This window comes from Paenibacillus thalictri, from assembly GCF_004307995.1.
GTDB classification, from domain to species: domain Bacteria; phylum Bacillota; class Bacilli; order Paenibacillales; family NBRC-103111; genus Paenibacillus_AF; species Paenibacillus_AF thalictri.
Genome location: NZ_SIRE01000006.1, coordinates 113,266 through 125,547, shown reverse-complemented (window position 1 = coordinate 125,547; position 12,282 = coordinate 113,266). Strand labels below are relative to the sequence as shown.

The following is a 12,282-nucleotide window of genomic DNA, read 5'->3' as shown; positions in this document are numbered from 1 at the left end:
ACCATTTGGGGAGGTGCTGGCCATGGTGAATTTTATATGGTTGTTTTTTATCGCAGCGGGATTTGTGGCTGCCGCATTACAGGGGAAAATTGAAGTGGTGACGGAAGCGATTTTTGACGGCGCCAAAACCGGCGTGACCGTTTGCTTCGGGCTTGTCAGCATCATGGTATTTTGGCTTGGACTGATGCGGATTGCAGAAGATGCCGGCTTGCTGAAGAAGCTTGCTCATACGCTCAGGCCGATTATCCGTTTCCTGTTTCCGTCCGTTCCGAAGGATCATCCGGCGCTCGGCTACATCATGTCGAATATGAGCGCAAACATATTAGGTCTGGGGAATGCGGCGACGCCGATGGGCATTAAGGCGATGCAGGAGCTGCAAAAACTGAATCCAAGCAAAGATACGGCAAGTCCCGCCATGTGCACGCTGCTGGCAATCAATACCGCGAGTATCACGCTCATACCGACCACGCTGATCGCTATCCGGCTGAGCTTCGATTCTTTAAATCCGGCGGAAATTGTTGGCACTACGCTAATAGCAACGGTGATTTCCACGATTGCGGCGATTTCGGTCGACAGGTGGTACAGGAGACGAAGCACGCTTCCTATTCCGCCGAAGAAAGGATGATGTGGTGTGTACTCCTTCGTCAACCTGATTTCTGAATGGGCGATCCCAATATTTGTCGTATTTATCCCTTTATATGCGGTCTACCGAAAAGTGCCCGTCTACGAATCGTTTGTCGAAGGAGCGAAAGACGGCTTTGACACGGCCATCCGGATCATTCCTCATCTGGTCGGTATGATGGTGGCCATTCAAGTGTTTCGCGCGTCCGGGGCGATGAATTTATTGATTTCATGGATTCGGCCGTTTTTCGAAGCTATCGGCATACCTGGAGAAATATTGCCGCTGGCTATCCTGCGCCCGATATCCGGCGCAGGTTCGCTCGCTTTTACGACCGATTTGATCCAGCAGTTCGGACCGGATTCGATGATCGGCAGGATTGCCTCGACCATTCAAGGCAGCACGGATACGACTTTATATGTGATTACGGTGTATTTCGGCGCTATCGGCATCCGTAAGGCGGGATATGCTTTAAAAGTAGGTTTAATATCCGACGTTGTCGGATTTATCGCTTCAATTCTGATTTGTTTTCTCGTATTTGGAGATTAATTCCGAGCACGCACTTATTATGCTTATACGATTCTTATATCGGTTAACTTCGTCTTTTCATACTGCAAGCAGCTTATGGTACCCGTGAGCTGCTGCAGTTTTTTTGGCGTTGTCGGCATTTATCACCAATCAAACTTGTGATTTCATCCGCGGATGAGTATCATTAGCTTGAGGTGAAATCAAATTATGGAAAGACTGCAAAAAGTGCTCGCCGAGGCAGGGGTTGCCTCCAGGCGCAAATGCGAAGAAATTATTACGGCGGGAAGGGTGCAAGTTAACGGGGAAACGGTAAAGGAGCTTGGCGTCAAGGTCGATGCTGCGCAAGACGAAATTACCGTCGACGGCCGTTCCATCCGTATGGAACAAAAAGTGTATCTGCTGCTTAACAAACCGAAAGGGGTCATCACAAGCGCATCCGACCCGGCCGGGCGAAAAGTGGTTAGCGACTTCTTGCCTGGCGTCAAAGAGAGAGTATACCCGGTCGGACGTCTTGATTACGATACGGAAGGTCTGCTGCTGCTGACCAACGACGGCGAATTCGCCAATCTGCTGACTCATCCGAAACATCACGTGCCCCGCACGTATTTGGCGACGGTGAAAGGAACGCCTCACGGCTCGCAGCTGGAGTTACTGCAAAAAGGAGTTAAGCTGGAGGACGGCATGACGGCGCCTGCGGAAGTGGACTATCATGACGTGAATCCGGACAAAAATGAAACAACGGTTAAAATCACGATTTACGAAGGGCGCAACCGCCAAGTGCGGCGGATGTTCGAATCGATCTCATTTCCGGTTATCAAGCTGCGGCGCATTCAGTTCGGGCCGATCGCGCTGCTCGGAGTCCCGCGCGGCAAATACCGCCACCTTTCCCCTCAGGAAATCAAGGAATTGCGCAGCAGCGCCATGATGGCCGGAGGCGTGAAGGTGGAGGAGGCTGAGGAAGCGGATGCAGCATCCCGTCCCGCATGGGCAGTGACCGCGCAGCCGGGCCGAAAAGGCAAAACGGCGGGAGGCCGAACTGCAGCCAAGCCGGAGCGCCATGCCGCCGCAAGAGACGGCTCGCGCCGTGGCAGCGAAAGCCCGGAGCGCCAAACTGCCGCAAGAGGCGGCTCGCGTCGTGGCAGCGAAAGCCCGGAGCGCCAAACTGCTGCAAGAGGCGGCTCGCGCCGGAGCAGCGAAGGCACGGAGAGCGCTTATCCGGCTAGATCCGCCGGCGCGGCAAAAGGCGGACGCCGCTCATCGGCGGATTCGCGCGAGACCGGCCGCACGCGCAGCCTGTCCGGCGGCGACACGCGCCGTTCGCGTTCGGAAGAGAATGCGCCGTTTGGCGCCAAGCCGAGAGCGGGTGCCCGCCGTTCCGGGCCGAAAGCCGGCGGCCGTACTGCCGCAACGGGCTCCGGACGCTCCGGACGCAGGGAAAATACTTCCGCCGCGCCGCGTTCCCATGGAGGAAAGGCGCCGTTTTCCAAAGCGCCAAAGACACATAAAATTCAAAAAGGCCGCTGATTGCCTGGAGTTTATTTCGATATAATGGGGTTATGCTGGACCTAGAGGTGGGGTAGTAATGGGCAAACATAAAAAGTGGGTACAACTGGTCATCTTTGCCGCCGTTCTGCTCATCGGCGGGCTGACGCTTGCCGGTAATTTGTTTCAAGACAACAAAAAACCGGTGCAAGGAGATAAAGCTCCCGATTTTACGCTCGTGGGCATGGACGGCAAAACGCACAAGCTGTCGGATTATAAAGGGAAAACGGTGCTGCTTAACTTCTGGGGTACGTTTTGTCCGCCTTGCAAGGACGAGATGCCGGCGATGCAGCAGCAATACGAGCAGTCCAAAAGGGAAGATATCGAATTCCTTGCTGTCAACCTTGCGGAAAGCCCGATCACGGTGCAAAATTTCGTCACCCAGTATAAGTTGAGTTTTCCAATCCTGCTCGACGACAAGGAAGAAATCCGCAAAAGGTACGGGGTTATCAATTACCCGACTACTTTCTTCATTGGGCCTGACGGCCGGATCGCCTCCGTTAAGGTAGGCCAGATGACAGAGGACTTTTTAGAGCATACGGTAGCTCTGGCCACCAAGAAACCATGATGACAGAAGAGGTCGCTTATGATTGAAAACACCAAATGCGAATGCGGCCATCAAAATCATATCGGCACTGTGCTTTGTGAGTCATGCGGCAAGCCGCTGTTTGACGAGGAGGGTCAGGAGCCGCTTGAAATGCGTTATGACGGTGTCGCTAGGCGTTCGCAAAAGCAAAATCCGGGGATTATCGACCAGGTGTGGAACTTTTTCTCCTCGGTCAAAATCGCCATTTATTTAATTGTCATTACGCTGATTGGCGCCATGTTCGGAACGGTATATCCGCAGGAAAACACATTTATCAATTTGGATCCTTCCACCTATTACAAGGATACATACGGCACGCTGGGCAACATCTATTATTTGCTGGGACTTTCCCATACGTACGAATCCTGGTGGTTTATTACGCTGCTTTTCATGATCGGGACCTCGCTGGTCGTTTGCAGTCTCGATCGCGTGCTGCCGTTATACCGGGCGTTAAGCAAACAGCAAATCCGCAAGCACTTGAGTTTTATTCTCAGGCAGAAGGTTTCATACAGCGGAGATATTCCAGCGCAAGTTGAGCCTGAACAATGGGTGGAACAAGCCAAGAAGCAGCTGGAGAAAAAAAATTACCGGGTGTATACCGAAGGAACGGCGCTTTTTGCCGAGAAGTATCGTTTCAGCCGCTGGGGGCCTTATATCAACCATATCGGTCTCATTATTTTTCTGATCGCGGTGCTGATGCGCAGCATTCCGGGTTGGCATATGGACCAATATATCGGCTTTCCCGAAGGACAGATCAAGAAAATTCCCGACTCGCCGTATTATTTGAAAAACGAGAAGTTTACGCTGGAGTTTTACGACGAGAATGAAATGTCGGCCGAATTCAAAGCGCGCGACCAAGCGGTTCCGAAGCTTTACGAGACGGAAGCGGTGCTGTACAAGTGCACCTCCGATTGCGATACGCCGGCGAAAGAGCCTGTTCTGGAGGAAGTCCACCGGCAGAAGATCATCGTGAACGAGCCGCTTTCGTATAATGGGTTTATGGCGTATCAATTTGATTACAAAGAATCGCCGATGCTGCTCTCCGTAAAGCCGACATTAAAAAATAAGATGACTGGACAAGCTTATGGCACGCTTTCGTTGTCGATGACCAGGCCAGCGGAAAGCTACCAAGCGGGGCCATACACGCTGAAGCTGAAAGCGTATTTCCCGGATTTCGCGCTGGATAGCAAAGGTTTGCCGATGACCAGCTCGAATGAACCGAAAGTGCCGGGATTTATATTTACCATCACCGGTCCGGATTTGCCGCCGCAAGGCGAGCCGTACGTTTATTTCCCGAAACAAATCGATAAGCAAACGTTCCGCCAGGATGAAATTAACGGCGCAATCAGCAACAAGTTCGATTTATCCGTAGGATCCATGCAGGACGTCGAGGTTTCCAATTATACCAGCTACCTGAATATTCGCGTGGATCGCGCCATGCCTTATGTATGGGTCGGGGCGGCCATTTCTATGATCGGGCTTGTGATGGGCTTTTATTGGCATCATCGCCGCATTTGGCTGCGTATTGACGGAAGAACGCTTTCGCTTGGCGGCCACACGAATAAAAACTGGTTTGGTATCCGCAAGGAAGCGGCGGCCATGTTAAACAAAACGGGCGTCGCCGTAGACCCGAGACAGATGGAAACAGGGGGTAAACCGCTTTGAGCACAAGTTCGCTTAGCAGCACATTTTTATTGATTGCGTTTTTTGTTTATTGCATCGCATTCCTGCTGTTTGTTGTCTCGATTGCAGGAAAAAGATGGGGTCACAACGACCCGGAACGGCATGTGAAAAAATGGGGCAATATCGCTTTCTCGTTTGCAGTGATCGGCTTTTTGTCCCATGTCACGTTTTTCTTCACGCGGTGGTATGAGGGCGGGCATATTCCGACAAGCAACATGTACGAATTTATGACCTTTCTCGGGATGATGATCTCCTTGGCGTTCATCATTGTGTATCTGCTGTACCGCACGCCGGTGCTTGGGATGTTCGCCACGCCGGTTTCGATTATTATCGTCGCTTACGCATCCGTTTTTCCGCATGATATTCAGCCGCTGATTCCGGCGCTGCAAAGCTACTGGCTGAAAATTCACGTAACGACGGCGGCGGCGGGTGAAGCTTTCTTCGGTGTAGGTTTCGCCGCAGGATTGATGTATTTGCTGCGCACCGTCAATTATCAAGGCACTTCCGATAAGGACCGCAAAGAGCAGCGGGGCATCGAATTCACATTGTTTGTGCTGCTGATTATCGTTGGTTTTGTGACGGCAATTTTCAGCTTTAACGCAAGCGGATATCACGCGCAATTTTCGGAGAAGGTGACCTTCACCGATAAATCCGGCCAAGAGCAGACGATTGACCAGAAGGTGGATTATGTGCTGCCGCCGCTTTTTAAGCCGTACCAAGCGGAGCAGATTGAAATGAAGCCGTTTCTTGGCATGAGCACGGCGCCGTTAGAAGCGCCTTATTGGATGAAAGGCGCGAACGCGGGAAGAAAGCTGAACACGACCGTCTGGTCGCTGTTAAGCGGCATTATTTTGTACGCCTTATTGCGGCTGATTGCACGCAAGCCGCTTGGCGCGGTAATCAGTCCGTTAATGGGCGGCATCGACGCCGAAGACATCGATGAGATCAGCTACAGAGCTATTGCGATCGGATACCCGATCTTTACGTTAGGGGCGCTTATTTTTGCCATGATTTGGGCGGCCGAGGCGTGGGGAAGATTCTGGGGATGGGATCCGAAAGAAGTGTGGGCGCTTATTACATGGCTCTTCTACGCCGCTTATCTGCACTTGCGCTTATCGCGCGGCTGGCAGGGCAAAAAGTCGTCCTGGCTTGCGGTGCTCGGGTTTATTGTCGTTATGTTTACGCTTGTCGGCGTGAATCTGGTGATTGCGGGACTTCACTCGTACGCGGGAGTCTAAAAAAATGGGATGGAAAGAGGGAGTGCAATGTCGGAATTGAAAGCGACAATCCTCGTTGTGGATGACGAGGAACGGATTCGCCGGCTGCTGCGGATGTATCTGGAGAAGGAAAATTATGTAATCGATGAAGCTGACGACGGCGAATCCGCGTTAAACAAAGCGATGGAGAAAGATTACGATCTGATCTTGCTTGATGTGATGCTGCCGGGTATCGACGGCATCGAAGTATGCGCGAGACTGCGGCAGGTGAAATCCACTCCGATCATCATGTTGACCGCCAAAGGCGAAGAGACGAATCGTGTGCAGGGCTTCGAGGTCGGAGCAGACGATTACGTTGTGAAGCCGTTTAGCCCACGCGAAGTGATTTACCGGGTGAAGGCGATATTGCGCCGTTCGTCGGCGACTGCCTATTTGTCCAAGGAAGTCAATTCCAGCAATAACATTGTGTTCCCGCATCTCGTTATTGAGCATGATGCGCACCGTGTCACCGCAGGCGGACAAGAAGTGGCGCTGACGCCTAAAGAATACGAACTGCTTCATTATTTGGCGGTTTCGCCGGATAAAGTGTTCTCCCGCGAGGAACTGCTGAAGGATGTTTGGAACTACGAATTTTTCGGCGACTTGCGCACGGTGGATACCCACGTCAAGCGGCTGAGAGAAAAGCTCAATAAAGTATCGTCAGAGGCGGCTGCGATGATTACGACCGTGTGGGGCGTCGGGTATAAGCTAGAGGTGCCGAAATAAGTGTTCATACTTAAAAGCGTTGTCGGAAAGCTATGGATGACCATCATTGGTCTCGTAGCTTTCGTTTTGCTCATTTTGAGCCTTTTTTGGGGTCAATATATTCAGACCTATTTCGCCAAAACACAGGATCAGACCCAGACGCTGCTCCGGCTCTCCACCCGGGTCGCCGCCGAAGTGATTCCGCATCTGAACGAGCCTAAATATTTGCAAACGATCAATGAGCTGCTCAGCGCACAAGATGCCAAAATCATCCTGCTGGATACGAAGCTCAACCTGCTGCCGATGGAGCAGAAAGAGGCGGTCAAAGTCGACAGCCTCTTCCCAAAAAGCGATCTGCAGTCGGTGTTAGCCGGGCAAAGCATCGACAATCACGAGCAGGTGAAGATGGGTTCGAAAGACCGGCTGGAAAGCGAATATTTGGCCGTGGCCGTTCCGCTGAAAGCGGAGGGTCAGAGCGGTTCGCTGGGGGCCTTGGTCCTTTACCAGACCGTCCAGTCGCTGGAATCGACCCAAGCCTATGTCAAGCGGCTATTTGCGTATGTCGGCGTCATGGGCTTTTTGCTGACGACGTTTTTCGCTTTCTTTTTGTCGACGCGGATTACACAACCTCTGCTTCAATTGAAGAAAGCTGCGGATTTGATTACATTAGGCGAATACGGAACGCGGGTGCCGATCACCTCGTCGGACGAACTCGGCGAGCTTGCCAAAACGTTCAATCATATGGGTGAAGAGCTGGAGGATACGATCAAAGCGCTGAACCATGAGAAAGAACATTTGGCCAGCGTGCTGCGAAGCATGATCGATGCCGTCATCACCTTTGATGCCGAGGGACATGTGATTTTGACGAATCCGCAAGGCGAGAAAATCGTCCAGGAATGGAGCCTGATCGGCCTTCAGGAGGGCGAAACGCCACCTGTCAACCGGCAGACGATTCCGAAGCCGATGCAGCAGCTGTTTGAAGCCGTCGTGGCGGAGGCCAGCGAGATGAATTCCAAGCTGCACGTTCGCAACGAGGTGTGGTCGATTGTTATGGCCCCGCTGTACTCTCGCGATGTTGTCCGCGGCGCGGTCGCCGTATTGCGGGACGTCACGGAAGAACACCGGATGGATAAATTGCGCAAAGATTTCGTCGCTAATGTATCACATGAGCTCAGAACCCCGCTTTCCATGCTGCAAGGCTACAGCGAGGCGCTGCTGGACGATATTGCCGCTTCGCCCGAAGAACGCAAGGAGCTGGCTCAGGTGATCCATGACGAATCGCTTCGCATGGGACGGCTCGTTAACGACCTGCTTGATCTGGCGCGGATGGAAAACGGCAATATGGTGCTTAACTTCCGGGAAGTTGAAGTCGGGACATTTATTAAGCGGATTTACCGTAAATTCGCCGTTCTGGCCAAAGAACAGGAAATCGCGCTTGCTTACGAGCTGCCGGAGCTTCCGCTGGTGCTTGAACAAGCCGATGAGGACAGGTTGGAGCAGGTCATGACCAATCTGCTGGATAACGCATTCCGCCACACATCGGGCGGGGCTGCGATTTCGATTAAAGCAGAGCAGGTGCTGCATAAAGATGCGGACGCCATTCAGATCGATATTTCCGACCAAGGGCACGGTATCCCGCCGGAGGATCTGCCTTATGTGTTCGAACGGTTCTACAAAGCGGATAAAGCGCGGACGAGGGGCGTAACCGGAGGTACGGGACTGGGCCTCGCCATCGTTAAAAACATCGTCGACGCCCACCAAGGAAATGTCGTCGTACGCAGCACGCTTGGGCAAGGAACGACATTTTCCATCATACTCCCCTGCAAAAAGCTATAGTTTAAAGCAAAGAGCTTCCGATTCTAGATCGGAAGCTCTCTTTTTTTGGTGAATCGACGGGAGAAATCTTGTTGTTCGTGGAACAACAAGCCCTTTGTACGGTTCATGACGATTTGTGTAAAAAAGCGTTATGACTTAAATCGTCAATTGCTTCACATTTGTCAAATCAGGCAGTTTGGCGAGTTGTTCCATGACGTCTTGCGAAGCCGGTTTGTCGGTAGTCAGGATCATAACCGCCGATCCGCCGATCACTTTGCGGCCAACCTGCATGGTTGCAATGTTCACGTCGTTGGTGCCAAGCAATGTACCGACTTTGCCGACAATACCCGGCTTATCGTTGTGGGAGATCAGCAGCAGATTGCCTTCCGGCGGGATATCAACCGGATATTGGTCGAGCTGTACGATACGCTCTCCGTAACCGGTCAGCAGCGTGCCGGCAACCGTTTTTTCTTCTTTTTGCGTTTTGACCGTCACGCTTACGAGATTCGTGAAGCTTTTGGAAGCCGACGATTTTTGTACCGTAATGTTGATGCCGCGGGTTTTGGCGAAATGCATGGCGTTGATGATATTGACGCCTTCCAGCTTGTTCGTAAAGATGCCCTTGACAATATAACGGGTAAGCGGGCTAATGTCGACATCCATCAGTTCCCCTGAGAAGTTGATCACAATTTCTTGCACCGCGCCGTCGACGATTTGGCCAAGGAACAGGCCGATTTTGTCGCCAAGGTTGAAATACGGCTGCAGCTTGTGCATAACGCTTGCCGGTACCGGCGGGATGTTTACCGCGTTTTTGAACGGCTCGTCGCGGAGAATGTGCAGCACTTCTTCGGAAACGTCGATAGCGACATTTTCCTGCGCTTCTATAGTAGATGCCCCAAGGTGAGGGGTAACGATAATTTTCGGATTGTTCAGGAATGGATGATCGGAAGTAGGCGGTTCCTGCTCGTACACGTCAAACGCGGCTCCGGCTACGATCCCTTCGGCGATCGCTTCAACCAGCGCTTTTTCGTCGATGATGCCGCCGCGGGCGCAGTTGATGATACGCACGCCTTTTCTCATGATTTCGAATTGCGGGCGGGCGATCATATGGCGCGTTTCGTTGGTAAGCGGCGTGTGCACCGTAATGAAATCGGCATTGCGGCAAATATCTTCAACGGAACCCAGTTTCACGCCGATTTTTTCAGCGCGGTCTTCTGTCAGGAACGGATCGTATCCGATTACGTCCATGCCGAACACTTTGGCGCGTTTGGCAACTTCGGAACCGATACGGCCCATGCCGACAACGCCAAGCACTTTATTGCGGAGTTCCACGCCAACAAACGTTTTGCGGTCCCATTCGCCGGAAACTGTCTTTTTATAAGCTTGAGGAATAGAGCGGGCTACAGCCATCATCATGGCGAAAGTCAGCTCGCAGGTAGCGATGGTGTTGCCGTCCGGTGCGTTGATAACAACGATACCGCGTTTTGTGGCTGCTTCGAGGTCGATGTTATCGACGCCAACGCCGGCGCGGCCAACCACTTTCAGTTTGCTGGAAGCGCTCATGATGCGGTCGGTTACTTTCGTTTGGCTGCGCACAAGCAATGCGTCATATTCGCCGATAATGGCCACCAGTTCGTCTTCGGACAAGCCGTTCTTTTTCTCTACGGCTACATCATCCGCATCGTAAAGCATTTGGATCCCCATGTCGCTAATGCCGTCCATGACTAATACTTTAAACATGTTTTCTGCCTCCATTTTTGAAAATAGAAAAACTCCCAATCCCCATACGACTGCCGTATGCAAGGGACGAGAGTTTGACTTCGTGGTGCCACCCTAATTCGCGGCCTGTTCACACCTGCCGCCTTCAATGGTCATACTATCCGTATGACACGGAGCCGTAACGGGTTCCAACCGGCCTACCTACACAAGCGGTCCGCTTGATTCAATAAGGCAACTCAGGAGTGCTGAGAACCGCCGCTTCACGTCCGATTTTCACCTTCCATCGGCTCTCTGAGCGTTCATGCGACGACTGTCTCCGTCATTGTTTATAGTCAATATAACAAATTCGGATTTAATGTAACATGGCTATGGAAAGGTGTCAATAGGTGTAGACCGTTTTTTCACCTGAATGTCATAATTGCGCATTCCCTGTAAGCCGATTTGTCAAATTCAGTATGCGCAGGGGAGCCGGTTTTTATCTGCGTTTCTCAGACAGATCGTTTTTTCTTGATTGAAGGCCCGTTTTTCAGTATTCTTCAATAGACAGAACAATTCATTATTCAAAACTAAAAGGTGGCTTTGAAACATATGACGGATTTTATGAGCATAGAACCTTCCGATTTCATTCGTAAATACGACGCGGGTGAATTAAAACAAAGTCTCGTTATCGATGTAAGGGAACCGGTCGAGTGGGAATACTATCACCTTGAGCATACCGAACATATGCCGATGCAGACGATCCCTGCGCGGTTGTCGGAGCTTCCTGACGATATCGACATATACATCGTTTGCGCTCATGGGGTCAGAAGTGCGGCGGTATGCGATTATTTAGCCAGAAACGGGTTCGGCAATGCGGTGAACGTAGAAGGCGGAATGGCGGCGGTATCGGGGCTGCGGGGTTTTCAATACGATTAAAAAAAGCGCCGTACGGCGGACCGCACAGCGCAGATGTAACGTTAGTTGTTAAAGAAGAAAGGGACCTGAGGCAAATTCTCATTTCCGTACAATTTGTTTTTCGAACGAATAAAATCGCCGGGCCGCACCGCGTCGGTTGCGTTGAGTACATCGATCAGCTGTGCCACCTCGGTATAATTCATCTTCTTAGCCTGGCCGCTGACGATTAAATCGTCGACTCGGGCGGTTAGATCCTGAGGCGTGTACGGCTTGTACAGTCTTCCATTAAGCAGGGCGGCGGCTATGTAGTCGTTTTTCATATTCAGACTAATCTGGCTCCAGTCCTTAACGGCAAGCTTTTGATTGATATCGATCGGCTTGAACTGGCCATCTATATTTTCGTTCCATTTGATAATCGAGTCAAAATACGACTTTTGCGCCTTCAAGGCGTAGTTTTCCGCTTCGATGAAAAAAGCGTCTTTGTTAATTTCAGCGATCAGGTCGCTGCCGCGCATGGAGTTGGCTTTGCCTTCAAAGTTTTTGGACGCTTCGCTGAACAGCTTTAAGCTGCGGGTGTAGCTTTGCAAGCCGTCTTTCAGCAGCGGCGAGGAATCCGGCATCGTCTTTGTCGACAATGCTTCATACTTGTCCGAAGCTAATCTGTTCAGCTCCTTCATGATGCTGGAAGAATCGGCCGAACCTCTCATTTCGATTTCATACATCTGTTCGAACCACTTTTTCTGGAATTCCATATAGGGCTGGTAGACGGTATGATAGAATGAGACCAGATGTTGCTGATGGTAAGCGGTCAACTCTTGAGATACTTCATTTTGTTTGGCGATTTGCTCTTCGTACTTGAGTGCGGATTTTTCTTTGCCCACTTTAAGCCCGTAAAAAAACGCGCCCAGCGCGAAAACGAGCATAAAAATAAACAT

Annotated in this window: 10 protein-coding genes and 1 pseudogene; 9 read left to right on the top strand and 2 right to left on the bottom strand. The window is 51.5% G+C overall.

All coding sequences use genetic code 11. The features are described from left to right. Positions 1–22: 22 nt before the first annotated feature. From EYB31_RS09315 to EYB31_RS09280, 8 genes and pseudogenes are all read left to right on the top strand, one after another. Entirely contained in the window at positions 23–625 is a 603-nt protein-coding gene (locus EYB31_RS09315) for a nucleoside recognition domain-containing protein (protein ID WP_131013036.1), read from the top strand. Positions 626–631: 6 nt separating this feature from the next. Beyond that, on the top strand, positions 632–1,168 hold the full coding sequence (locus tag EYB31_RS09310) for a spore maturation protein (protein ID WP_131013035.1): 537 nt from the start codon (positions 632–634) through the stop codon (positions 1,166–1,168). Between the two features lie 186 nt (positions 1,169–1,354). Further along, positions 1,355–2,077 (top strand): annotated as a pseudogene (locus tag EYB31_RS40870) (pseudouridine synthase); the annotation flags it as partial. 652 nt (positions 2,078–2,729) lie between these two features. Next, a complete protein-coding gene (gene resA, locus EYB31_RS09300; protein WP_131013033.1) occupies positions 2,730–3,257 on the top strand; it encodes a thiol-disulfide oxidoreductase ResA in 528 nt (175 codons plus the stop codon). Positions 3,258–3,275: 18 nt separating this feature from the next. Next, positions 3,276–4,940, top strand: a complete 1,665-nt coding sequence (resB, locus tag EYB31_RS09295) for a cytochrome c biogenesis protein ResB (protein WP_131013032.1) — start codon at positions 3,276–3,278, stop codon at positions 4,938–4,940. Further along, a complete protein-coding gene (gene ccsA, locus EYB31_RS09290; RefSeq protein WP_131013031.1) occupies positions 4,937–6,196 on the top strand; it encodes a cytochrome c biogenesis protein CcsA in 1,260 nt (419 codons plus the stop codon). The genes resB and ccsA overlap by 4 nt, the downstream gene beginning before the upstream one ends. A 27-nt stretch (positions 6,197–6,223) precedes the next feature. Next, positions 6,224–6,940, top strand: a complete 717-nt coding sequence (locus EYB31_RS09285; RefSeq protein WP_131013030.1) for a response regulator transcription factor — start codon at positions 6,224–6,226, stop codon at positions 6,938–6,940. Further along, positions 6,941–8,755, top strand: coding sequence for an ATP-binding protein (locus EYB31_RS09280; protein WP_131013029.1), 1,815 nt, complete (start codon positions 6,941–6,943; stop codon positions 8,753–8,755). A gap of 135 nt (positions 8,756–8,890) precedes the next feature. Here the strand turns inward: EYB31_RS09280 and serA are convergent, their stop codons facing one another. Further along, on the bottom strand, positions 8,891–10,474 hold the full coding sequence (gene serA, locus EYB31_RS09275; protein ID WP_131013028.1) for a phosphoglycerate dehydrogenase: 1,584 nt from the start codon (positions 10,472–10,474) through the stop codon (positions 8,891–8,893). 567 nt (positions 10,475–11,041) lie between these two features. Between serA and EYB31_RS09270 the strand changes: the two genes are divergently transcribed. Continuing rightward, complete coding sequence (locus EYB31_RS09270) at positions 11,042–11,368, top strand: rhodanese-like domain-containing protein (RefSeq protein ID WP_131013027.1); 327 nt, start codon at positions 11,042–11,044, stop codon at positions 11,366–11,368. Between the two features lie 41 nt (positions 11,369–11,409). Here the strand turns inward: EYB31_RS09270 and EYB31_RS09265 are convergent, their stop codons facing one another. After that, positions 11,410–12,282: a hypothetical protein gene (locus tag EYB31_RS09265; RefSeq protein WP_240762247.1), complete on the bottom strand. Its 873-nt coding sequence runs from the start codon at positions 12,280–12,282 to the stop codon at positions 11,410–11,412.

Excerpts from the sequence above, each read along its gene's own strand:
- EYB31_RS09315 (WP_131013036.1), top strand. The coding sequence starts at position 23 with ATGGTGAATTTTATATGGTTGTTTTTTATCGCAGCGGGATTTGTGGCT.
- resA (WP_131013033.1), top strand. The coding sequence starts at position 2,730 with ATGGGCAAACATAAAAAGTGGGTACAACTGGTCATCTTTGCCGCCGTT.
- resB (WP_131013032.1), top strand. The coding sequence starts at position 3,276 with ATGATTGAAAACACCAAATGCGAATGCGGCCATCAAAATCATATCGGC.
- EYB31_RS09285 (WP_131013030.1), top strand. The coding sequence starts at position 6,224 with ATGTCGGAATTGAAAGCGACAATCCTCGTTGTGGATGACGAGGAACGG.
- serA (WP_131013028.1), bottom strand. The coding sequence starts at position 10,474 with ATGTTTAAAGTATTAGTCATGGACGGCATTAGCGACATGGGGATCCAA.
- EYB31_RS09270 (WP_131013027.1), top strand. The coding sequence starts at position 11,042 with ATGACGGATTTTATGAGCATAGAACCTTCCGATTTCATTCGTAAATAC.
- EYB31_RS09265 (WP_240762247.1), bottom strand. The coding sequence starts at position 12,282 with ATGTTTATTTTTATGCTCGTTTTCGCGCTGGGCGCGTTTTTTTACGGG.